This is a genomic window from Symbiopectobacterium purcellii (assembly GCF_019797845.1).
Classification (GTDB): Bacteria; Pseudomonadota; Gammaproteobacteria; order Enterobacterales; family Enterobacteriaceae; genus Symbiopectobacterium; species Symbiopectobacterium purcellii.
Window position 1 is genome coordinate 3,828,327 of sequence record NZ_CP081864.1, and the last position, 22,333, is coordinate 3,850,659.

The 22,333-nt window shown below is 56.0% G+C and carries 20 protein-coding genes; 2 read left to right on the forward strand and 18 right to left on the reverse strand.

What is annotated here, in order from left to right:
- The first annotated feature begins 16 nt into the window (after positions 1 to 16).
- On the forward strand, positions 17 to 217 hold the full coding sequence (gene yacG, locus K6K13_RS17870) for a DNA gyrase inhibitor YacG (RefSeq protein WP_222158183.1): 201 nt from the start codon (positions 17 to 19) through the stop codon (positions 215 to 217).
- Between the two features lie 36 nt (positions 218 to 253).
- Here the strand turns inward: yacG and mutT are convergent, their stop codons facing one another.
- The 3 genes from mutT to secM form a co-directional block, all read right to left on the reverse strand.
- Entirely contained in the window at positions 254 to 652 is a 399-nt protein-coding gene (gene mutT / locus K6K13_RS17875; RefSeq protein WP_222158184.1) for an 8-oxo-dGTP diphosphatase MutT, read from the reverse strand.
- Between the two features lie 271 nt (positions 653 to 923).
- Positions 924 to 3,632: a preprotein translocase subunit SecA gene (gene secA / locus K6K13_RS17880; RefSeq protein ID WP_222158185.1), complete on the reverse strand. Its 2,709-nt coding sequence runs from the start codon at positions 3,630 to 3,632 to the stop codon at positions 924 to 926.
- Positions 3,633 to 3,808: 176 nt separating this feature from the next.
- Entirely contained in the window at positions 3,809 to 4,321 is a 513-nt protein-coding gene (gene secM, locus K6K13_RS17885; protein ID WP_222158186.1) for a secA translation cis-regulator SecM, read from the reverse strand.
- A 34-nt stretch (positions 4,322 to 4,355) separates the two neighbouring features.
- On the opposite strand from secM, the gene K6K13_RS17890 reads away from it, so the two are divergent.
- On the forward strand, positions 4,356 to 4,886 hold the full coding sequence (locus tag K6K13_RS17890; RefSeq protein ID WP_222158187.1) for a DUF721 domain-containing protein: 531 nt from the start codon (positions 4,356 to 4,358) through the stop codon (positions 4,884 to 4,886).
- A 44-nt stretch (positions 4,887 to 4,930) separates the two neighbouring features.
- Here K6K13_RS17890 and lpxC read toward each other — a convergent pair whose 3' ends face one another.
- From lpxC to rsmH, 15 genes are all read right to left on the reverse strand, one after another.
- Positions 4,931 to 5,848 carry a UDP-3-O-acyl-N-acetylglucosamine deacetylase gene (lpxC, locus tag K6K13_RS17895; protein ID WP_222158188.1) on the reverse strand — a complete coding sequence of 306 codons (918 nt, stop codon included), beginning with the start codon at positions 5,846 to 5,848 and terminating at the stop codon, positions 4,931 to 4,933.
- A 102-nt stretch (positions 5,849 to 5,950) separates the two neighbouring features.
- A complete protein-coding gene (ftsZ, locus tag K6K13_RS17900; protein ID WP_222158189.1) occupies positions 5,951 to 7,102 on the reverse strand; it encodes a cell division protein FtsZ in 1,152 nt (383 codons plus the stop codon).
- 66 nt (positions 7,103 to 7,168) lie between these two features.
- The gene (ftsA, locus tag K6K13_RS17905) at positions 7,169 to 8,425 is read right to left on the reverse strand and encodes a cell division protein FtsA (protein ID WP_222158190.1); all 1,257 of its coding nucleotides are present in this window, start codon (positions 8,423 to 8,425) and stop codon (positions 7,169 to 7,171) included.
- On the reverse strand, positions 8,422 to 9,297 hold the full coding sequence (gene ftsQ / locus K6K13_RS17910) for a cell division protein FtsQ (RefSeq protein WP_222158191.1): 876 nt from the start codon (positions 9,295 to 9,297) through the stop codon (positions 8,422 to 8,424). Before ftsQ ends, ftsA begins: the two co-directional genes overlap by 4 nt.
- Before the next feature lies 1 nt (position 9,298).
- A complete protein-coding gene (locus K6K13_RS17915) occupies positions 9,299 to 10,219 on the reverse strand; it encodes a D-alanine--D-alanine ligase (protein ID WP_222158192.1) in 921 nt (306 codons plus the stop codon).
- Positions 10,220 to 10,221: 2 nt separating this feature from the next.
- Positions 10,222 to 11,682 (reverse strand): UDP-N-acetylmuramate--L-alanine ligase, encoded by a 1,461-nt coding sequence (murC, locus tag K6K13_RS17920; RefSeq protein ID WP_222158193.1) that lies wholly within the window; start codon positions 11,680 to 11,682, stop codon positions 10,222 to 10,224.
- Between the two features lie 89 nt (positions 11,683 to 11,771).
- The gene (gene murG, locus K6K13_RS17925; protein WP_222158194.1) at positions 11,772 to 12,836 is read right to left on the reverse strand and encodes an undecaprenyldiphospho-muramoylpentapeptide beta-N-acetylglucosaminyltransferase; all 1,065 of its coding nucleotides are present in this window, start codon (positions 12,834 to 12,836) and stop codon (positions 11,772 to 11,774) included.
- A complete protein-coding gene (gene ftsW, locus K6K13_RS17930; protein WP_222158195.1) occupies positions 12,833 to 14,035 on the reverse strand; it encodes a cell division protein FtsW in 1,203 nt (400 codons plus the stop codon). The genes murG and ftsW overlap by 4 nt, the downstream gene beginning before the upstream one ends.
- Positions 14,035 to 15,351, reverse strand: coding sequence for a UDP-N-acetylmuramoyl-L-alanine--D-glutamate ligase (gene murD, locus K6K13_RS17935; protein ID WP_222158196.1), 1,317 nt, complete (start codon positions 15,349 to 15,351; stop codon positions 14,035 to 14,037). The genes ftsW and murD overlap by 1 nt, the downstream gene beginning before the upstream one ends.
- A gap of 4 nt (positions 15,352 to 15,355) precedes the next feature.
- Positions 15,356 to 16,438: a phospho-N-acetylmuramoyl-pentapeptide-transferase gene (gene mraY / locus K6K13_RS17940; RefSeq protein WP_222158197.1), complete on the reverse strand. Its 1,083-nt coding sequence runs from the start codon at positions 16,436 to 16,438 to the stop codon at positions 15,356 to 15,358.
- Positions 16,432 to 17,793 (reverse strand): UDP-N-acetylmuramoyl-tripeptide--D-alanyl-D-alanine ligase, encoded by a 1,362-nt coding sequence (gene murF, locus K6K13_RS17945; RefSeq protein WP_222158198.1) that lies wholly within the window; start codon positions 17,791 to 17,793, stop codon positions 16,432 to 16,434. The genes mraY and murF overlap by 7 nt, the downstream gene beginning before the upstream one ends.
- Positions 17,790 to 19,277 carry a UDP-N-acetylmuramoyl-L-alanyl-D-glutamate--2,6-diaminopimelate ligase gene (gene murE / locus K6K13_RS17950; RefSeq protein ID WP_222158199.1) on the reverse strand — a complete coding sequence of 496 codons (1,488 nt, stop codon included), beginning with the start codon at positions 19,275 to 19,277 and terminating at the stop codon, positions 17,790 to 17,792. Before murE ends, murF begins: the two co-directional genes overlap by 4 nt.
- Complete coding sequence (locus K6K13_RS17955) at positions 19,264 to 21,027, reverse strand: peptidoglycan glycosyltransferase FtsI (protein WP_222158200.1); 1,764 nt, start codon at positions 21,025 to 21,027, stop codon at positions 19,264 to 19,266. The genes murE and K6K13_RS17955 overlap by 14 nt, the downstream gene beginning before the upstream one ends.
- Positions 21,028 to 21,064: 37 nt before the next feature.
- Entirely contained in the window at positions 21,065 to 21,385 is a 321-nt protein-coding gene (ftsL, locus tag K6K13_RS17960) for a cell division protein FtsL (RefSeq protein ID WP_222158201.1), read from the reverse strand.
- Positions 21,382 to 22,323, reverse strand: coding sequence for a 16S rRNA (cytosine(1402)-N(4))-methyltransferase RsmH (rsmH, locus tag K6K13_RS17965; RefSeq protein ID WP_222158202.1), 942 nt, complete (start codon positions 22,321 to 22,323; stop codon positions 21,382 to 21,384). The genes ftsL and rsmH overlap by 4 nt, the downstream gene beginning before the upstream one ends.
- Positions 22,324 to 22,333 lie beyond the last annotated feature (10 nt).

Here is a 22,333-nt window from a genome sequence, read left to right on the forward strand (position 1 = left end):
GCTGTAGGAAAAAAACATGGATAACGAAACCTTCACTGTTAGCTGCCCCACCTGTAAAAAATCGGTGGAGTGGGGAGAACATAGCCCTTATCGCCCCTTTTGCAGCAAACGCTGCCAGCTTATCGAGCTCGGAGAATGGGCTGATGAAGAAAAGCGCATCCCGAGCAATGAAGATATTTCGGACAGTGACGAGTGGAGCGAAGAACCTCGCCATTAACGCCTGACGATTAATCAGCGGGGTTATTGCACCGATTTAGCAATGCGTTTCCTTCAGCCAGCGGATCATCTCGGCGTTGGCGGGAGGGAATTCATCTTCCAGCAGCGACGCGGCATCCAGCCAGCGAGAAGGCTGCCCCTCAAGCCCATAGGGTTCTCCCTGCCAGCGTTCAACCATAAAGAAATGCAGCGTAATGATGCGCTCATCGGTTTCCACGGTTTTGCTGTTTAGCGCTATCGGTGCCAGCGCTTCAATCCCTGCCTCTTCACGCAGTTCGCGAATCAGCGCCTGCTCAGCGGTTTCTCCCGGCTCCACTTTTCCGCCGGGAAACTCCCACATCCCGCCCATGTGCACGCCCTGAGGGCGACGTGCAATAAAAAATTCGCGTTGCGCATTACGAATAATGCCTACCGCAACGTTCAGGTGTTTGCGCACGACTTACTCCTCCAGATTCCAGCCAAATAAGAGGCGGTCATTGACCGCCTCTTCGTTATACCCGTCATACTTCAAGTTGCAGGTGTGTTGGATGCGTTCGCTCACCCGAATCACTTACCTGAGTATGCTTATCGGGATTCACGCACTTGCCGCGTTACGAGACGCATAAATGAGCCTCGCCCTAAAGGGCCAGCGCAAGCGCTGTTCAAAACGTAAACGTTTTGTCCTGCAACTCGAATTATTTAGGGTATATATCTCAGTGAGCGAGCCATTAGTGCTGCAAACGGCCATGACACTGCTTGTACTTTTTACCAGAACCACACGGGCACGGATCGTTACGACCAACTTTGCGATCGCCCTGTCCAGCGGCCGCGGCCGCCGCGCTGATTTGATCGTCGCTCTGGTGGCTCAGCTGTTGCTGGCGCGCCAGGCGCTCCGCCTCTTCGCGGCGCTGCTGTTCCAGCGCTTCAACTTCTTCCGGCATTCTGACCTGCACCTTGCTCAGCGTGCTGATCACTTCATACTTCAAAGACTCCAGCATGTTGGCAAACATGGAGAAGGATTCGCGCTTGTACTCCTGCTTCGGATCTTTCTGCGCATAGCCACGCAGGTGAATCCCCTGACGCAGATAATCCATCGCCGCCAGATGCTCTTTCCACAGGGAATCCAACGTTTGCAGCATCACGCCTTTCTCGAAGTTGCGCATCACATCGACACCAACCACTTCTTCTTTGCGCTGATAAACATCGACGGCTTGTTGCAGGATACGCTCACGCAAGGTTTCTTCATGCAGCGTGTGCTCTTCATCCAACCAGGCTGAGATCGGCAGCTCGAGGTCGAAATCGTTTTTCAGGCGCTGCTCCAGCCCTTCGATATCCCATTGCTCTTCCAGCGACTGCGGCGGAATGTGGTTATCAATTGCCAGCTTAAACACGTCTTCACGGATGCTGTTGATGGTTTCACTGATATCCGCCACGTCCAGCAATTCATTACGCTGGGTGTAAATGGCGCGGCGCTGATCGTTAGCCACATCATCATATTCCAGCAACTGCTTACGAATATCAAAGTTGCGGCTTTCCACCTTACGTTGGGCGTTAGCAATCGCTTTAGTCACCCACGGGTGCTCAATGGCCTCACCGGGTTTCATCCCCAGTTTACGCATCATGTTGGAGACGCGATCGGACGCAAAAATACGCATCAGCGCATCTTCCATCGACAGGTAAAAACGGGAAGAACCTGCATCCCCCTGACGACCAGAACGGCCACGCAGCTGGTTATCAATACGGCGTGACTCATGACGTTCCGTACCGATAATGTGCAAGCCACCGGCAGCCAGTACCGCATCATGACGCACTTGCCACGCCGCTTTGGCCTCGGCAATCGCCGCGTCATCGGGATCGTCCAGCAGCGATAAATCGGCCTGTAAGCTCCCACCCAGCACGATATCGGTACCACGGCCTGCCATGTTGGTGGCGATGGTCACAGCACCCGCCTGGCCGGCCTGCGCAACGATATCCGCTTCTTTGGCGTGGAATTTGGCGTTCAGGACGTTGTGCGTGATGCCTGCTTTCGTCAGCGCTTCTGACACCACTTCCGATTTTTCGATGGAGATAGTCCCCACCAACACCGGCTGGCCCTTCACACTGCGCTCTTTAATGTCTTCGATGATCGCGTCGATCTTTTCCTGCTCGGTCATATAGACCAGATCGGGTAAATCTTTACGGATCATCGGGCGGTTGGTCGGCACTACAATGGTATCGAGCTTGTAGATGGAGCTGAATTCGAACGCTTCGGTATCGGCAGTACCGGTCATCCCGGCCAACTTTTCATACAGGCGGAAGTAGTTCTGGAAGGTGATCGATGCCAGCGTCTGGTTTTCGTTCTGGATCTTCACATTCTCTTTGGCTTCCACCGCCTGATGCAAACCATCAGACCAGCGACGCCCCTGCATGGTACGGCCGGTGTGCTCATCCACGATGATCACTTCGCCGTCTTTCACGATGTAGTCAACATCACGGGTGAACAGCACGTGCGCACGCAGCGCTGCGGTAACGTGGTGCATTAACATGATATTGGTTGGCGAGTAAAGTGATTCGCCCTCATCCATGATGCCTTGTTTCACCAGCAGTTCTTCCACTAGCACCAGGCCGCGCTCGGTCAGGTTCACCTGACGCGCTTTTTCATCCACCGAGAAGTGCCCTTCACCGTGGAAGGTATCTGAATCTTCTTTTTCCTGACGAATCAGGTGCGGAATGATTTTGTTCACGCGAATATAGAGATCGGAACTGTCTTCCGCCGGACCGGAAATGATCAACGGGGTACGCGCTTCATCGATCAGGATGGAGTCCACCTCATCCACCAGCGCATAGTAAAGCTTACGCTGCACACGCTCTTCTGGGCTGAATGCCATGTTATCGCGCAGATAGTCAAAGCCGTATTCGTTGTTGGTACCGTAGGTGATATCAGCCGCATAGGCTTCACGTTTAGCCGGTGCAGGCATGCCCGGCAGGTTAATACCAACGGTGAGGCCGAGATATTCAAACAGCGGGCGGTTGTTTTCCGCGTCACGCTGTGCCAGGTAGTCGTTCACGGTCACCACGTGCACGCCACGGCCCGTCAGGGCATTGAGGTAGGCTGGCAGCGTTGCGGTCAGGGTCTTACCTTCACCAGTACGCATTTCTGCGATGCAGCGTTCGTTCAGCACCATGCCGCCCATCAACTGAACGTCAAAGTGGCGCATGCCAAACACACGCTTACTGGCTTCACGTACCACCGCAAACGCTTCAGGCAGCAACGCTTCAAGGGTTTCCCCTTTCTCAAGACGCGCGCGGAATTCCGCGGTTTTTGCCTTCAATTCATTATCCGACAGCGCTTCGATGGCCGGTTCCATACGGCTGATCACTTCAACCACTTTACGCATACGGCGCAGCGTACGATCGTTACGGCTGCCAAAAACTTTAGTCAGGATACTGGTTAACATAATGATTTTATTCTCGCGTAGGCCGCTGTTTCAGCGACGATACGATAGCTACTCATAATTCCTTTCATCGCGATCCGGGGATCGACGAGAGAAGCGGTGTTCGCGTTTGCATTCAGAACAGTGACATTGTCTATGTTCATTGTTATACGCCAGGAAAACGCGAGTGAAACGGCGTGTCAGGCAGAGCGTGCTGGCCCAGCGCGGATGCCACGGACTTGAGACAACCATAGCCCGGTGCGGTAAGGAGAAGCGGCAAAAACCAGAGTGCCGTGCAGTAAGGGGGGTAACGCCGAGGGCGTTTCCGGCAGCGTCAACAACGCATTGAGCGTATCCAGAATCACCAGCGGGTGCGCACTTAACGCCGCCTCAGCCTCCGGCAATACGTGTGCCTGAGGCACCGTCAACGCGAAGGAGAGATGGCGAATAACCGTGCGAATGGCATGTTGATGCCAATAATCGATACCAAACGACGTGCGGCGATGCACCTCTTTCAAACTGGCCAGTTCGGTCAGGCTGAAAGCGACAGGGTTCTGGCGACTGATACTGGCCGTCGCGTTGGACGCAGAAGCATGCTCGTTGGTGTCGTTAAGGCTGGTCGGCAGACCAAGGCTGGCCGCCACCATCCCCAACAGGAGATGTGGCCAAAAATAACGTCTGCCAAATTGTCGCCAACGATTTAGAATACCCATGACGAGTTTATTTGCCCACCGGAGCCTGATACCTATGCGTGATAGTCGCCCCCAATCGCTGGAGTCTCTGTTCGATAACGTGTCAGGGGGAAATAAAGGCCCCTTGCACGATGTCCAACAGCGCGCTATCGCCTTGTTAAAACTTAATCGGGCCGTGAAAGGCTTACTGCCTTCTCAACTGCACCCGTGGTGTCGCGTCGCGAATTACCGACAAGGTCACCTGATTCTGGAAACTGCCAATGCAAGCTGGTTAATGCGGTTACGTTATGAGCAACCCTCGTTACTCTCAGCATTGCGCGCTCAGATATTACCATCATTGGCATCGATCGACATCAGGATTAATCCCGCGCTGGCCGCAAAAGGGGATGAAACTGTATCGGGAAAGGATAATTTAAACGCAGAAAACAAAAATTCAGACACGCCGCACCGTCAACTGAGCGAACAAAGCGCCGAGACGCTCCGGCATTTAGCCAGCCACAGTCCGGAGAAATTGAGGAAGATATTAGAAAGGCTGGCTTCACTCGCCGGAGAGGGTACGAGTAAAACCAGCCAACAGAAAAAATAACCTGTCACATTCGCCTGAACGACGACGCTAACGACCGATGTCGGTTACGCCAGCACCGTAGAAGGGGCTTTGAACGCCAACGGCACTTCGCGCTCGTTTTCAAAGGTGACGTATTCCCACGCTTCCTGTTTAGCCAACACCGCCTGCAACAGCTTGTTGTTTAGCGCATGGCCAGATTTGAACGCAGAGAACGCACCAATGATGTTATAACCACACATGAACAGGTCGCCGATAGCATCCAGCATTTTGTGACGCACAAATTCGTCTTCAAAACGCAGGCCATCTTCATTCAGCACACGATAATCGTCTACCACGATTGCGCAATCCATACTGCCGCCCAGGCACAGGCCGCGGGATTGCAGGTATTCGATATCGCGCATAAAGCCGAAAGTACGGGCTCGGCTGATCTGGCGAATAAACGCATCGGCTGAGAAATCCAGACAATAGCGCTGTGAACCTGCATCAATCGCCGGGTGGTTAAAATCGATAGTAAAATCAAGGCTGAAACCGTTATACGGCGTCAGTTCTGCCCATTTATCACCGTCTTCAACCCGCACAGCCTGTTTGATGCGAACAAACTTTTTGGCGCAGTTCAGCTCTTCAATACCGGCATCAAGCAGCAGGTAGACGAACGGGCTGGCACTGCCATCCATAATTGGAATTTCCGGGGCATCAACATCAATGACGATGTTATCGATACCCAACCCCGCCAAGGCGGCGTTCAGGTGTTCCACCGTTGAAATACGCACGTCATGCTCGTTTACCAGGCAAGTACAGAGCATGGTATCACGCACGGATTTGGCATCAGCCGGAAAATCAACCGGTGGATTCAAGTCAGTGCGGCGATAGATGACCCCGGTATTCGCCGGTGCAGGTCGCATCGTCAGCGTGACTTTCTTGCCGGTATGCAAACCGACGCCCGTCGCCTGTACGATACGCTTTAATGTACGTTGTTTGATCATCGTATTATCTCGCAATGTTACTGAACCAACCGTCCTAGCTTACACCAGGATCGGCGGGACAGTTTAGCACAAAGAGCGGAGATTCCAATCACAAGGCGGAGGTTAGTCCGCTTGTTTGCGCAAAAATGCGGGAATATCCAAATAGTCAGGCTCTTTGTTGGTTTGTACCGTTTGGTCATTCACCACCTTGGCCGCCGGTTTTTCCTGCGTCAGCGGCGTCATACCGTGCTGCTGGTAACGGTGATCCATAACCAGCTGGCTGGCTTGTTTGTTGGTCACCAGCGTAATTTCCGGGCGCTTGTCCATGCCGATACCGGTCGCCACCACGGTGACGCGCAGTTCGTCGTTCATGTCCGGATCCAACGAGGTACCAATCACCACGGTGGCATTGTCGGAGGAGAACGCACGGATAGTGTTACCCACAGTTTCGAACTCATCCAGACGCAGGTCAAAGCCCGCCGTGATGTTAACCAGAACGCCGCGCGCGCCAGACAGGTCGATATCTTCCAACAGCGGGCTGGAAATCGCCATTTCAGCCGCTTCTTCGGCACGGTCTTCACCGCGCGCCACGCCGGAGCCCATCATGGCATAACCCATTTCTGACATCACGGTGCGCACGTCTGCAAAGTCAACGTTCATCAAACCAGGACGGGTAATCAGTTCGGCAATACCTTGGACAGCGCCTTTCAGTACATCGTTCGCTGCACCGAATGCATCCAGTAAAGAAATGCCGCGACCCAGCACTTTCAGCAGTTTGTCGTTAGGAATGGTGATCAGCGAATCCACATGCTTGGACAGCTCGGCAATCCCCTGCTCGGCAAACGCCATGCGCTTTTTGCCTTCGAAGTTGAAGGGCTTGGTCACAACCGCAACCGTCAGGATACCGAGATCCTTTGCCACTTCAGCTACTACGGGTGCTGCACCGGTACCGGTACCACCGCCCATACCGGCAGCGATAAACACCATGTCAGCGCCATCAAGCGCAGCACGCAGCGCTTCACGGTCTTCTTCCGCCGAGTTACGGCCCACTTCCGGGTTGGCGCCTGCACCCAGCCCTTTGGTGATGCCGCTACCAATCTGAATAGTCTGACCCACCGCCGTCTTGCGCAGTGCCTGCGCATCGGTGTTCACTGCGAAGAATTCGACGCCTTCGATGCGCTCGCGCACCATATGTTCGACGGCGTTACCGCCGCCACCGCCGACGCCGATGACTTTAATCACCGCGTCGTTGGTTAACTCCATTGGTTCAAACATAATTTCTCTCCGTTTTGTGCCTGTACCGCGAGACCGTCAAGTGTGCCACACGATCTCTGATAAACATTAAAATTCCTTTCTCAGCCAGCTACTGATGCGTTTAAACCAATTGCCCACTGAGCCACGTTTTTCTACTTCGTGCTCACCGCCCAGGTGAGACTCTTTGCCGTAATGCAGCAGACCAACCGCCGTTGAGTAGAAGGGCTCCTGCGCATAATCCGTTAAGCCTGTTATATTCAGTGGCTGACCGATACGCACCTGCGTGTGGAATACGCGCTTGGCGCAATCAACCAGCCCGTCGATCTGAGCGGCACCGCCCGTCAGCACAATGCCGGCGGCCAAATGGTGTTTCACGCCCTGCTGACGGAGTTGCTCCTGCAATTGCAAAATTTCATCGTTCACCAAATTGAGCAATTCGGTGTAACGCGGTTCAATCACTTCAGCCAGCGTCTGCCGTTGCAGACTGCGTGGCGGCCGACCGCCAACGCTCGGCACTTCCAGGTTTTCGTCTTTGCTGACGATCGCACCTAATGCGCAACCGTGACGTACCTTGATGGCTTCCGCGTCCGTGGGCGGCGTGCCAAACGCATAAGCGATGTCGCTGGTCACCACATTGCCCGCGTAAGGAATCACCTTGGTGTGGCGCAGCGCACCGCCGGTATACACCGCGATATCCATGGTGCCACCGCCGATATCCACCACGCAAACGCCCAACTCACGCTCATCTTCCGTCAGCACAGCGTAGCTGGAAGCCAGACCAGCGAAAATCAGTTGGTCCACTTTCAAACCGCAGCGCTCTACGGCTTTGACAATGTTTTTCGCCATATCATTATGGCAGGTGATCAAATGCACCTTTGCCTGCATGCGCACACCGGAGAGACCAATCGGGTTCTTGATCCCTTCCTGGTAATCAATGGCGTATTCTTGCGGAATCACATGCAAAATGCGGTGTTCATCGCGCACACGCACGGATTTCGCCGTGTGCACCACGCTCTCGACGTCATCCTGCGTCACTTCTTCTTCCGAAATCGGCACGATACCGATTTCATTTTGGCAACTGATGTGTTTGCCCGACAGCGCCAGATAGACGGAAGAGATTTGACAATCCGCCATCAGTTCAGCCTGGTCAATGGTCCGCTGTACACATTTTACAACGGACTCCAAATCGTTAACGCCGCCTTTATCCATCCCGCGTGACGGACAACTGCCCACGCCGATGATATTGACCATGCCATCGGGCAGAACTTCCCCTACCAGTGCAGCCACTTTTGCTGTACCGATTTCCAGCCCAACTACCAGTTTTCTGTCCGTCGACTTGATCATTGTTGTTTAGCCTGTGCCTGATTCTGTTGCTGATTACCGTTCAGTTTTTGATCAACGTCTTTTCGCTGAGCATTTCCCTGCTGCTGATCCAGCAGAGGCGGTGCCCACCCTACCGCGGCACCGGTGTCATAACGTAAGTCCACGTAGCTAACACGTTTGTTGTCATTCTGCGCCTGCCGCTGCAACAGCGGGTAAAGCTCTAGAAAACGTTCCAAACGCCGGGCTCGCTCATCACGCCCCAATTCCAGGCGGATGTCATCTTCCAGCCCTAACTGCCACGAATGCCGCGCACTCATCGCCACCATTTTTAATGTCAGCTTACTGCTCGCCAACACCTGACTCATGGTGTGGTAGCCTTCCAGCACATCGTTTTCACTGCCTTCTGGCCCGTACAGCAGCGGCATTTTGCGATTACCGACCCGTTCGACGGGCACGCTGAAGGAATTGCCTTCTGCATCCACCATCAGTTGGTCATTCCACCGCGCTACGGGCACATATTCAACCAGATGAATCTTTAATTCGTCAGGCCACTGCTTACGCACGCTGGCCTGTTTGATCCACGGCAGACGTTCAATCTGCTGCTGGATAACATCCACATCTTGCGTCATAAAGGTGCCCGGCGCGCCCAGCGACAATATCGCCTGGCGAATATCATCATGGGTGGTGTAGTGCCGCTCACCGGTGACCACCAAACGCGACAGCGGCAACCGACTGGCATCCTTCATCCATTGCAACACCATCCAGCCGCCCCACAGGATAGTGCCCAGCACCATCAGCAGGAACAACAATCCGGCCAATTGCCCACCGTTACTGCGACGCCCGCCTTTTGGCTCCTCGTCGCGTCCGCGCAAATTCCGCGCCGCCTGCGACATATCAAACAGCCGAGGCCAGGATCTGCGCGACGAGCTGCGAGAAGCTCATCCCGTGCTGCCGGGCAGCCATCGGCACCAGACGGTGATCCGTCATACCAGGCGACGTATTCACTTCCAACAGGTAAAACGCACCGTCGCTATCCAACATCAGATCAACACGGCCCCAACCGCGACATCCCAATGCCGCAAAGGCTGCTTGCGCCAGTGCACCGATGGCCTGCTCCTGCTCTGCCAGCAGTCCGCTGGGACAAAAATACTGCGTCTCGTCCGAAAGGTACTTCGCGTCATAATCGTAAAACGCGCCCGCAGCCTGAATACGAATCGAGGGCAGAACCGTCTCGCCTAACAGCGCCACCGTATATTCCGGTCCACTCAGCCACTTCTCAACCAGCACATCGTCGTCATGCTCAAAAGCGGTGTCCAGTGCCGTCGCCAGTTCCTCTTGCTGCGTCACTTTGCTCATGCCGACGCTGGAACCTTCACGGCTCGGCTTCACGATCAGCGGCAACCCAAGGTGCACACAGGCTGACTGCAACTGCTCAGGCGTTAACGCATTATACTGTGCCCGCGTCAACGCGACATAAGGGGCTATCGGCAATCCTAACGACTGCCACACCAGCTTGGTGCGCCATTTGTCCATGGTCAGCGCCGACGCCATCACACCGCTGCCGGTGTAAGGTAATTGCAAAAACTCCAATACCCCTTGCAGCGTGCCGTCTTCCCCCCCCCGACCGTGCAGGGCGATAAACACTTTGTCGAACCCGACCTCTTTCAGGCGAGTGACTGGGACATCGCGGGGGTCAACGGCGTGGGCATCAATTCCCGCCTCTTTGAGCCCGGCAACCACCGCCTGCCCGGAGCGCAGTGACACGTCACGCTCCGCCGATGTTCCTCCCAGCAGCACTGCCACTTTTTCCGCCATACTCACTCCGTAACCAGAGGTTGTAAGCGGGTATCCGCCAGTTTACGCGCCAGCTTGCCCACATTGCCCGCGCCTTGAATCAGCACCAGATCGCCATCCTGTAACGTCGGTGCCAGCAGCGTTGCCAGCATATCCGGATCGGTAACCAGAATCGGATCGACCTTGCCGCGTCCGCGAATAGTACGACACAGCGAGCGGCTATCAGCACCTGGGATGGGGCTTTCTCCCGCCGAGTACACATCCAGCATCAGCAACACATCCACTTGCGACAACACGTGGGCAAAATCGTCATACAAGTCGCGCGTGCGCGTGTAACGGTGCGGCTGAAATACCATCACCACGCGTTTATCCGGCCAACCGGCACGAGCGGCTTTGATCGTCGCATCCACTTCTGTCGGGTGGTGGCCGTAGTCATCCACCAACATCACACTGCCTGCGTTGCCATTTACCGCATCCAGCGGGAATTCCCCCAGGAAATCGAAACGGCGTCCGGTTCCCTGAAAACTGGAGAGCGCACGCAGGATTGCCGCGTCATCAATGCCGTCTTCCGTCGCCACAGCAACCGCTGCCGCCGCGTTCAACGCGTTATGGCGGCCCGGTGCGTTCAGCGTAACCTGCAACAGCGGCTTACCTTGGCGCGCCAGTGTAAAGTGCCCCTGCGCACCGGACTGACGGTACTCTGCCACGCGCACATCGGCATCATCGCTAAAACCGTAGGTGGTGATATGACGCCCCACACGCGGCAGCAATTCACGAATCACCGCATCGTCCACGCACATCACCGCACGGCCATAAAACGGCAGATTGTGCAAAAAGTTGATGAACGTCTGCTTTAAATTTTCAAAATCGCCCTGATAGGTATCCATATGATCTGCCTCGATATTGGTGACAATCGCCACCATCGGTTGCAGATGCAGGAAGGACGCATCACTCTCGTCCGCTTCCGCAATCAGGTAACGACTGGAGCCCAGGCGCGCATGCACACCTGCCGCTTTTACCAACCCGCCGTTGACAAAGGTCGGGTCCAGGCCGGCCTCGGCATAAATACTGGCGACCATCGCGGTGGTCGTGGTTTTGCCGTGGGTTCCGGCAATCGCGATACCGTGGCGAAAACGCATTAATTCGGCCAGCATTTCGGCGCGGCGGATCACCGGAATACGCGCCTCGTGGGCCGCAACGATTTCCGGGTTATCCGCGCTAATAGCACTGGATACCACCACCACACTGGCGTCTTTCACGTTCTCAGGGCGGTGATGAAAATAGATCTGCGCCCCCAGCGCCGCCAACTGCTGCGTCACCGCGTTCGGTGCCAGGTCGGAGCCGCTGATGTGGTATCCTTCGTTCGCTAACACTTCGGCAATACCGCCCATGCCAGCACCGCCGATGCCGACAAAATGGATGTGCCGCACGCAATGCATTTCGGGCACGATGGAACGCAGTTTTGCCAATTGCTGTGTATTCACTTTTTCTACCGCTACCTTTTCACTTGTACTTCATTCACTTGTCATGGGGAAACCACCTGCCCCATGCATTCTATTCTGTCAACCGCACCTTACTGCGCGGCGGCGGCCACTTCAGATGCCACGCGTTCAGTGGCATCTGGCATCGCCACGGAACGGGCACGCTGTGCCATATCGCGCAACGTGGCGCGATCCCAACCGGACAGCACATCGCTCACGGCATCAACCGTCAGCGCCGACTGCTCAATAATTTTGGCGGCCCCCGCCTGTTCCAGCGGCAGCGCATTCCAATATTGCTGCCGGTCTTTATGCTGAAAGGGCACAAACAGCGCAGGCAAACCGGCGGCGGCAATCTCACTGACGGTAAGCGCACCGGAGCGGCACACCACTACGTCGGCCCAGCTATAGGCTTGCGCCATGTCATCAATAAATTCGGTGACGTTGTGCTGCGGCACACCTGCCGCGGCATAAGCCTGCTGCACCTCGGCCAACGCGCCTTTGCCAGTCTGGTGCCAGACAGTGACGTTAGCACCGAGTCGCGCGGCGACGTCCGGCAACGTCCGGTTTAACACCCGAGCCCCTTGGCTTCCACCCACCACCAGCACACGGATTGGGCCTTCACGCCCGGCCAAACGTTCATCGGGTGTAGGCAACGCCAAGACATCGGTACGAACCGGGTTGCCCACCACATCAGCGTTGGGAAACGCGCCGGGAAAAGCCTGTAAGACCTTGCGCGCAATGCGCGACAGCCAGCGGTTGGTTAACCCCGCAATGCCGTTTTGCTCATGCAGCACCACCGGGATACCGCATAACCACGCGGCCAGACCGCCCGGTCCGGACACATAGCCGCCCATGCCCAGCACCACGTCCGGCTGGTAGCGTTTCATGATCGCTTGCGCCTGACGCACCGCGCGATAAATCCGCACTGGCGCACACAGTTGCGCCGCAATGCCTTTACCGCGCAAACCGGAAATACGAATAAAATCAATCTCAATGCCGTTTTTTGGCACCAAATCGGCTTCCATGCGATCGGCAGTTCCCAGCCAACGAACCTGCCAACCCTGCGCCATCAAATGATGCGCGACCGCCAGCCCCGGGAACACATGTCCTCCGGTACCGCCTGCCATCACCATCAAGCGCTTACCTTCGCCACTCATTTGGCACTCCTCGTGAACGCCTGCGCCTTGGTCAGACGCGTCTCAAAATCGATCCGCAACAGCAACACAATGGCGGTCGACATGATGATCAAACTCGAGCCACCGTAACTGATTAACGGCAGCGTCAGCCCTTTGGTGGGTAACATTCCCGCAGCAGCGCCGACGTTTACCAGCGTTTGGAAACTAAACCAGATGCCGATAGAACACGCCAAAAAGCCGGAAAATCGCTGATCGATCTCCAACGCACGCTTGCCGATGGACATGGCCCGAAAAGCGACGAAGAATATCATTAACAACGCCAAAACCACACCGATATAGCCGAGCTCTTCGCCTAAAATGGAAAAAATAAAGTCGGTGTGCGCTTCCGGTAAATACTCCAGTTTCTGCACCGAGTTTCCTAATCCTTGCCCCCACAGCTCGCCGCGGCCAAATGCCATCAGCGACTGGGTTAGCTGGTAGCCACTGCCGAACGGATCTTCCCACGGATTCCAGAACGACGTCACGCGGCGCATGCGGTAAGGTTCCGCCACAATCAGCAAACCGACGGCAAACATGCCGCAGCCAATGATGGCGAGAAACTGCCACAGTTTGGCACCGGCCAGAAACAGCATCGCCAGCGTGGTGATAAACAGCACGACCACCGTGCCCAGATCGGGCTGTGCCAGCAACAGAACGGCCAGCACCACCATCACGCCCATCGGTTTGCAAAAGCCCCAGAAGTTGTTACGGACTTCCTCTACCTTGCGCACCATGTAGCTGGAGAGGTAACAAAACAGCGCCAGCTTCGACAATTCTGCGGGCTGCACGCGCAGCGGCCCCAGCGCAATCCAGCGCGAAGCACCGTTTACCGAACTGCCGACCACCAGCACTACCAGCAACAGCACCAGTGTGAGTAACAACAATATCGGGCTGTAACGCTGCCAGACTTCCATCGGCACACGCATGGTGATCAACGCCAGCGCAAAGGCCAGACCCAGGTAGAACGCGTCACGCTTGGCAAAAAAGAACGGGTCGCTGGTCAGGCGCTGCCCCACCGGCATGGATGCCGATGTCACCATCACGAACCCGATGACGGCCAGCCCGAACGTCAGCCAGAGCAGGGTGCGGTCATACATCACGATGCTCTGCACATCGCTTTCCCGCGTCCCCATGACCCAGCCTTTCAGTCGTTCAATCACTGGCAGTCCAATAAAACGCATCAGCCAAGCTCCTCCGCTAATCGGGCGAACTCATCGCCGCGCTGTTCGAAGCTTTTAAACTGATCGAGACTGGCACACGCGGGAGACAGCAGCACCAGATCGCCGGGCACTACGCGGGTAGCAATCACCCGCAGGGTTTGCTCCATCGTCTCAGTCTGCTCGGCTATTTCTGGGCGCAACGCCGCCAATTGGGCACCATCACGCCCGAAGCAATACAGGCGAATATTGTCGCCTTGGACATAACGCAACAGCGGCGAAAAATCGGCCGACTTGCCGTCGCCGCCTAACAGCAAATGCAGCGTACCTTTAACCTGCAACCCGCTGAGCGCCGCTTCGGTGCTGCCAACGTTGGTGGCTTTAGAATCATTAATCCAACGCACGCCATTACGCTGCCACACGCACTGGAAACGGTGCGGCAAACCGGTAAAGGTGGTGAGTGCCGTTAACGCGGGCGCGCGAGGAATCCCCACCGCATCCGCCAATGCCAGTGCCGCCAGCGCATTGGTGTGGTTATGTTGCCCCACCAAAGAAATCTCTTTGGTATTCAAAACGCGCTCGCCTTTCACGCGCAGCCAGGTTTCACCCTGCTGGGTGTTGAGGTGATAGTCGCCCACATCAACGCCAAAGCTGACACAGCGCGCATCAGCGCCTTTGATAGGCATGGTCAGCGCGTCATCGGCGTTCACCACACACACCTGCGCATGGTCATAGACACGCAACTTGGCAGCACGATACTGTTGGATACCAAACGGATAGCGGTTGGTATGATCTTCCGTGACGTTGAGGATGGTGGCAGCGGCAGCGTGCAGGCTGGAGGTGGTTTCCAACTGGAAACTCGACAGCTCAAGCACGTACAGTTGGCACGGCTGTTTGAGTAGCGTCAGCGCAGGCAGGCCAATATTCCCACCAACCCCGACCGACCAACCGGCCGCCTTAGCCATTTCACCGACCAGCGTAGTGACCGTACTTTTACCATTGGAGCCGGTAATCGCGACAATCGGTGCCTGCGCTTCTCGGCAGAACAGCTCGATATCGCCCACAATCTCTACGCCTGCGGCGGCCGCATCGGCCAGCGCGGGCGTTGCCAGTGCAATACCGGGGCTGGCAACAATCAGATCGGCCGCTAACAGCCAGTCCTCGTTTAATGAACCAAGGTGGCGATCAACCTCGGCAGGCAACTTATCCAGACCAGGTGGACTAACACGGGTATCCACTACGCGCGGCGTCACACCGCGCGTCAGGAAGAAATCAACGCAGGAAAGCCCGGTGATCCCCAGGCCAATAATGACAACGTTTTTACCCTGATAGTCCATCATAGTGTTACCGTACCTTCAGCGTTGCCAGGCCAATCAGCACCAGCATCAGCGAAATAATCCAAAAACGCACAATCACGCGCGGCTCTGGCCACCCTTTGAGTTCATAGTGATGGTGAATCGGTGCCATGCGGAAGATACGCTGTCCGCGTAGCTTGAATGAACCGACCTGAAGGATCACCGACAGGGTTTCAACCACGAACACCCCGCCCATAATCACCAGCAAGAATTCCTGACGCAGCAGAACAGCGATGGTGCCTAACGCGCCGCCGAGCGCCAGTGAGCCGACATCGCCCATAAACACCTGAGCCGGATAGGTGTTAAACCACAGGAAACCCAGCCCTGCGCCGACGATCGCCGTACAGACGATAACCAGTTCACTGGCGTGGCGAATGTAAGGGATATGCAGATAACCGGCAAAATTCATGTTACCCGTCGCCCACGCCACCAGCGCGAAACCGGCGGCGACAAACACAGTCGGCATAATCGCCAAACCATCCAACCCGTCAGTAAGGTTGACCGCGTTGCTGGTGCCGACGATGACAAAGTAGGTCAACAAAATGTAGAGCAGGCCCAGCTGCGGCATAACATCTTTAAAGAACGGCACCACCAGTTGCGTCGCCGGTGTGCCTTTGCCGATGGCATACATGGTAAATGCCACCGCCAGCGCAATCACCGACTGCCAGAAATATTTCCAGCTTGCAATCAATCCCTTAGTGTCTTTACGCACCACTTTGCGGTAATCATCGACAAAGCCGACGATGCCGTAGCCCAGCAGCACCAGCAGCACACACCACACATAGGGGTTGGACAAGTTGGACCACAGCAGCACCGAAACAATGATTGCAGCCAGAATCATGACACCGCCCATGGTCGGCGTGCCGCGTTTGCTGAAGTGAGATTCAGGCCCTTCGTTGCGCACCACTTGCCCAATCTGCAATTTTTGCAGCCAGGCAATCAGGTGCGGTCCCATCCACAAGGAGATCACTAACGCGGTCAGCAGGCTGACAATTGCGCGAAACGTCAAATACGAGAAGACGTTAAAGCCGGAATAGAATTTGACCAGATGTTCGGCCAGCCACACTAACATGCTGCATTCTCCTGTAATGCGTGTACCACATGCTCCATCGCAGAGCTCCGGGAGCCTTTAACCAAAATGCTGATCGTGCCATGCGTAGAGAGCAACGTTTGCAAACGCGCTATCAGTGCGGCCCGATCGGAAAAATGTTCACCACGTTCACTGTTGAGGCTGATGGCCTGACTCAGGGTGCCAATGCTCAATACCACATCAATGCCGGCGTCACGCGCCACTTCGCCCACCTGCTGATGACACGCCTCGGCATCCTCCCCAAGTTCTCCCATGTCACCCACCACCAGCACACGGTAGCCCGGCATCTCCGCCAGCGTGTGCACCGCCGCAGTCATCGACCCCACATTGGCGTTGTAACTGTCATCCAACAGCAGCTTGTTTGCCGCCAGCATGATGGGGAACAAGCGTCCCGGCACGGCCTTGAGCTGCGCCAGCCCGTCTTTCACCTGCTGCAACCCTGCGCCGACTGACATCGCCAGTGCGGCAGCCGCCAGCGCGTTTGCCACGTTATGTCGACCCGGCAGCGGCACGTTGACCTCCTGCGAGCCAAACGGCGTATGGAGTTCAAACAGCGTGCCCCCGTCTGCATGGCGAATATCGCTGGCGTAGTAATCGGTGTTCTCACCGTGCTGCGGCGAAAATTGCCATACCGTTTTGTCGCGCAGCACGTCGTGCCAACGCGTCAGGTCATTGCTGTCGGCGTTAATCACCGCAATACCTTTGGTGGGCAAACCGTTGAAGATCTCTCCTTTGGCTCGTGCCACGCCTTCCAACGACCCAAACCCTTCCAGATGTGCGGCCGCCAGGTTGTTCACCAGCGCGCTATCCGGACGCACCAGATTAGTGGCATAGGCAATCTCACCAATGTGGTTGGCCCCCAGCTCAATCACCGCAAAGCGATGATCAAGGGTGAGGCGCAGCAGCGTTAAGGGCACACCAATGTCGTTATTGAAATTGCCATCGGTGTAAAGCACGTCGCCACACTGGCGCAAAATCGCTGCCGTCATCTCTTTGACGGAGGTTTTGCCAGAAGAACCGGTCAATGCCACCACGCGCGCAGAGGATTGACGGCGCATCCAGGCACCCAGTTCGCCTAACGCCAGACGGGTATCCCCCACCAGCAGTTGCGGCACGTCGATAGGTAAGTGCTTACTGACCAACAGAGCCGCCGCGCCGCCGCGTACCGCCTGATGGGCATAATCATGAGCATCAAACTTTTCACCGCGCAGGGCGATAAACAGACAGCCCGGCGTCAATTTTCGGGTATCGGTGCACACTGTTTCCACCGCCACATCCTCGCCGAGGAGCGTGGCATTTAACGCCGTGGCCAGTTGCTGCAACGTAACGCGAATCATGCGATAACCCCCAGCAGACGCGCGGCAGTCACGCGATCGGAATAATCGAGACGCTGATTGCCCACCAGTTGATAATCTTCATGCCCTTTACCTGCAATCAACACAATATCGTCCACTTTCGCCTGCATAATGGCGCTGGTCACGGCTTCAGCGCGACCGTGCACCGCTTGTACCCGTCCGGCATCCACCAGACCGGCAAGAATATCTTTCACGATAGCCTGCGGCTCTTCGCTCCTGGGATTATCGTCCGTCACCACAACGCGATCGGCCAGTTGTTCCGCGATCGCCCCCATAAGTGGGCGCTTACCTTTGTCGCGATCGCCGCCGCAACCGAATACACACCACAGTTGACCGGAGCAATGCGGACGCGCCGCCGCCAGCGCTTTTTCCAGCGCATCCGGCGTGTGGGCGTAGTCGACAATCACGGTAGGTTTACCCGGCGCTTTAAACACTTCCATGCGGCCGCAAACCGGCTGCAATTGTGCGCCGGTTTCCATTAATCTATCCAGCGGATAGCCAAGGGAAAGTAACGTTGCCAGCGCCATTAGCAGATTGCTGACGTTAAATTCACCCATAAGGCGACTTTCTATGCGACCACTACCCCACATAGCGTCAAAGGCGATCGATGCACCTTCGTCGTGATAATCCACGGCAGTGGCTTTCAGCCAGCGGCCACGGCAGCCTGGCACCAGATTATTGTGCAACGTTACCGCTACGGCATCCGGCAACTGCGCCAGCCAGCGCCGCCCCACTTCATCGTCGGCGTTAATGACAGCCTGACCCACTTTATGTTCTGAAAACAGAGACCACTTGGCAGCCTCATAGCTTTCCATATCACCGTGATAATCCAGATGATCGCGGCTCAGGTTGGTGAACACTGCCGCTGCGAACGGCAACGCTGCAACGCGATGCTGTACCAAGCCGTGCGAAGAAACCTCCATCGCGGCAAAGGTGGCGCCTTGTTCAACCAACTGATTCAGAACGTGCTGTACATCGACTGCCGAGCCGGTGGTGTTCGCCGTAGGATTGACGTGCCCTAACAAACCATTACCCACAGTGCCCATCACCGCGCTGGTGTCGCCCAGCAGTTGGCTCCATTGGGCCAGCAATTGGGTAATCGTGGTTTTACCGTTGGTGCCGGTCACACCGACCAACCGTAATTTTTCCGCAGGCTGCTGATAAAAACGCCCCGCCAACGCCGACAGCCGTTGACTCAAGTTACTCAGATATACAACCGGAACGCCGTGCATTTCGCGTACCGTGCCATCAGCAGCTTCACCGTCTGCCTCTGCAATCACGGCCGCCACGCCTTGTGCAATAGCCTGGGGAATATAGCGACGCCCATCCGCGCTGTAGCCAACCACGGCCACAAACAGATCGCCTGCTGCCGCAACACGGCTGTCCAGCGTCATTTCCCGCAGTTGGCGCGGTGGGACATCTTGCACCCACGGTGCCAGTAAATCGCACAGATTACGATCTGCCACCTGAAACCTCTTTATGGTTAATCACAAAATCATTTTTATCGCCGACGGGCAGCGCATCCGGCTCAACGTTCATGGTGCGCAATACGCCGCCCATGATGGCGCCGAACACCGGCGCGGAAACGGAGCCACCGTAGTAATTGCCTGCTTTGGGATCGTTAATCACCACCACCAGCGCAAAGCGCGGGTTGCTGGCAGGTGCGACACCTGCGGTGTAGGCAATGTATTTGTTGATGTATTTGCCATCCGGTCCGACTTTTTTCGCCGTACCGGTTTTGATGGCAACACGGTATCCTTTGATCGCCGCTTTGGTTCCGCCGCCACCGGGCAGCGCAACGCTTTCCATCATGTGTACCACCGTGCGCACGATGGGCTCGGCGAAAATGCGCTCCCCCGGCACCGGCGGATCGACTTTGGTAATGGAGAGCGGACGATAGATACCATAGCTACCGATAGTGGCGTAAACGCGCGCCAGTTGCAGCGGCGTTACCATCAATCCATAGCCGAAAGAAAAGGTGGCCCTCTCTATGTCAGACCACCGTTGTTTTTGAGGGTATAAGCCACTGCTTTCTCCGACCAACCCCAAATTGGTCGCTTTTCCCAAACCAAAACGCGAGTAAGTGTCTACCAGCGCTGAGGAGGGCATCGCTAACGCCAGTCGTGAAACACCGACGTTACTCGACTTCTGTAATACCCCGGTCAACGTAAGCTCCGCATAGCGGGCAACGTCTTTGATCTCATGACCGTTGATGTAATAAGGCAAGGTATTGAGCAGGCTGTTTTCTTTCACCACGTTACGTTGCAGCGCCGTCATCACCACCATCGGTTTTACCGTTGAACCCGGTTCAAAAATGTCGGTAATGGCGCGGTTACGCATAACGTCCATCGGCGTGCCCGCCAGGTTGTTCGGATTGTAGGAAGGGCTGTTGGCCATCGCCAGCACTTCACCGGTGTTGACATCCACCAGCACGGCGGTACCCGCTTCCGCATTATTGAAGGCCACGGCATTGTTCAGTTCGCGATAAACCAACGCTTGCAGGCGCTCGTCAATGCTCAACATCAAGTTGTGTGCCGCCTGACTGTCAACCGAGGAGATATCCTCAATCACGCGACCAAAACGGTCTTTACGCACCGTGCGCTCACCCGGTTGCCCGGTCAGCCAGCGATCGAAGCTTTTCTCAACGCCCTCAATGCCCTGACCATCAATATTGGTGAAACCAATCAGGTGAGACGTTACCTGACCCGCAGGATAGTAACGGCGTGATTCCTGACGCAAATAGATGCCCGGCAGCTTGAGTTTGTGGACGTATTCACCGATAGCAGGGTTCACCTGACGCGCCAGATAGACAAAGCGCCCTTTCGGATTCGCGTTGATTTTCGCCGACATCTGATCGAGCGGTAAATCCAACGCATCAGAAAGCGCTTTCCAGCGGGTATCGAGCGACACACCGCCGTGTTCATTCAACTCTTTGGGATCGGCCCAGATGGCATTAACCGGCACGCTGACCGCCAACGGACGCCCGGCGCGATCGCTGATCATGCCGCGCGCGGTAGGCACCTCCTGCACGCGCAGGGAACGCATATCCCCTTCACGCACCAGTTGGTCCGGGTTGATCACCTGCAAATAGGCGGTGCGTAACATTAGCCCCACCATCGCCAACAGTATGCCTGAACAGAGCAACGCAAAACGCCAGCTTACAAAGCTGGCCTTATCTTCCTGTCGTTTCAACTTTCCTGTGCGCGCTGCTTTCATGCCAAATGAGTACCTATGTTCTCATGCTCAACCAGACTCACTGTTTGACTACGATATTTTCCTGCGCCGGGTCCACGTGCCCCATGTGCAGCTTTTCCGTTGCAATACGCTCTACCCGACTGTGATCGCCCAAAGCGTTCTCTTCCAGAATCAGGTTGCGCCATTCGATATCCAACGCATCACGCTCCAACAACAACTGCTCGCGCTGGGCGGTCAGCAAGCGCGTCTTGTGTGCGGTCGTCACCACCAGCACCGCAGAAACCAACGCACCGATCAGCAGCAGCAGTGGCAATTTGCCGTGACGAAGAATGTCCTGGCCGATAATACCCGCCAGGCTGTGCCGCTCGTTGCTTATCATTCCGCTAGCCGTTCCGCGATACGTAACACGGAGCTACGCGCTCTCGGGTTTTCTGCCACTTCGGCTTCCGGCGGCATCATCTTGCCCACCGTTTTCAGCGTTTGACCGCCTTGCGCACGCAGTTGCGCTTCGGTTAACGGTATTCCGGCGGGCACCTGTGGCCCACGGCTGTGATGGCGCATAAAGCGCTTCACAATACGATCTTCCAGCGAATGAAAACTAATGATCGACAAACGTCCCTGTGGGGCGAGTGCCGTCAGCGCGCCGTTCAACGCCTGCTCGATCTCATCCAGTTCACTGTTGATATAGATACGGATCGCCTGAAAGCTGCGGGTTGCCGGGTGTTTATGCCGCTCTTTCATCGGGCTGGCCGCCGCAATCAGCGATGCCAACTCGCGCGTGCGCGTCATCGGTTCTGTGCTATTGCGTTCCACAATGGCGCGAGCAATGCGCTTGGCAAATCTTTCTTCGCCAAAGGTTTTCAACACCCAGGCAATATCGTCGACCTCTGCCGTTTGCAACCATTGCGCCGCTGACTGCCCACGCGTCGGGTCCATACGCATGTCCAACGGGCCATCGCGCATAAAAGAAAAACCGCGTTCAGGATCGTCCAATTGTGGCGAAGAGACGCCCAAATCAAGCAGCACGCCATCGATACGTCCGGTTAACCCCAGGGTCTCCACGTAACTGGCCAGCGCGGAAAACGGTACGTGAACAATAGAAAAGCGTGAATCCTGAATCGCCTCAGCAGCTGCAATCGCTTGAGGATCGCGATCGATAGCCACAAGACGTCCTTCCGGCCCAAGACGGGAAAGGATCAGCCGCGAATGACCGCCACGGCCAAACGTGCCATCGATGTATGTGCCATCAGCGCGGATATTGAGGCCATTAACCGCTTCGTCCAACAGCACAGTGGTGTGATTATAATTTTCTGGCATGTATTTCTTT

Excerpts from the sequence above, each read along its gene's own strand:
- yacG (WP_222158183.1), top strand. The coding sequence starts at position 17 with ATGGATAACGAAACCTTCACTGTTAGCTGCCCCACCTGTAAAAAATCG.
- secA (WP_222158185.1), bottom strand. The coding sequence starts at position 3,632 with ATGTTAACCAGTATCCTGACTAAAGTTTTTGGCAGCCGTAACGATCGT.
- secM (WP_222158186.1), bottom strand. The coding sequence starts at position 4,321 with ATGGGTATTCTAAATCGTTGGCGACAATTTGGCAGACGTTATTTTTGG.
- K6K13_RS17890 (WP_222158187.1), top strand. The coding sequence starts at position 4,356 with ATGCGTGATAGTCGCCCCCAATCGCTGGAGTCTCTGTTCGATAACGTG.
- lpxC (WP_222158188.1), bottom strand. The coding sequence starts at position 5,848 with ATGATCAAACAACGTACATTAAAGCGTATCGTACAGGCGACGGGCGTC.
- ftsZ (WP_222158189.1), bottom strand. The coding sequence starts at position 7,102 with ATGTTTGAACCAATGGAGTTAACCAACGACGCGGTGATTAAAGTCATC.
- ftsA (WP_222158190.1), bottom strand. The coding sequence starts at position 8,425 with ATGATCAAGTCGACGGACAGAAAACTGGTAGTTGGGCTGGAAATCGGT.
- ftsQ (WP_222158191.1), bottom strand. The coding sequence starts at position 9,297 with ATGTCGCAGGCGGCGCGGAATTTGCGCGGACGCGACGAGGAGCCAAAA.
- K6K13_RS17915 (WP_222158192.1), bottom strand. The coding sequence starts at position 10,219 with ATGGCGGAAAAAGTGGCAGTGCTGCTGGGAGGAACATCGGCGGAGCGT.
- murG (WP_222158194.1), bottom strand. The coding sequence starts at position 12,836 with ATGAGTGGCGAAGGTAAGCGCTTGATGGTGATGGCAGGCGGTACCGGA.
- ftsW (WP_222158195.1), bottom strand. The coding sequence starts at position 14,035 with ATGCGTTTTATTGGACTGCCAGTGATTGAACGACTGAAAGGCTGGGTC.
- murD (WP_222158196.1), bottom strand. The coding sequence starts at position 15,351 with ATGATGGACTATCAGGGTAAAAACGTTGTCATTATTGGCCTGGGGATC.
- mraY (WP_222158197.1), bottom strand. The coding sequence starts at position 16,438 with ATGTTAGTGTGGCTGGCCGAACATCTGGTCAAATTCTATTCCGGCTTT.
- murF (WP_222158198.1), bottom strand. The coding sequence starts at position 17,793 with ATGATTCGCGTTACGTTGCAGCAACTGGCCACGGCGTTAAATGCCACG.
- K6K13_RS17955 (WP_222158200.1), bottom strand. The coding sequence starts at position 21,027 with ATGAAAGCAGCGCGCACAGGAAAGTTGAAACGACAGGAAGATAAGGCC.
- ftsL (WP_222158201.1), bottom strand. The coding sequence starts at position 21,385 with ATGATAAGCAACGAGCGGCACAGCCTGGCGGGTATTATCGGCCAGGAC.
- rsmH (WP_222158202.1), bottom strand. The coding sequence starts at position 22,323 with ATGCCAGAAAATTATAATCACACCACTGTGCTGTTGGACGAAGCGGTT.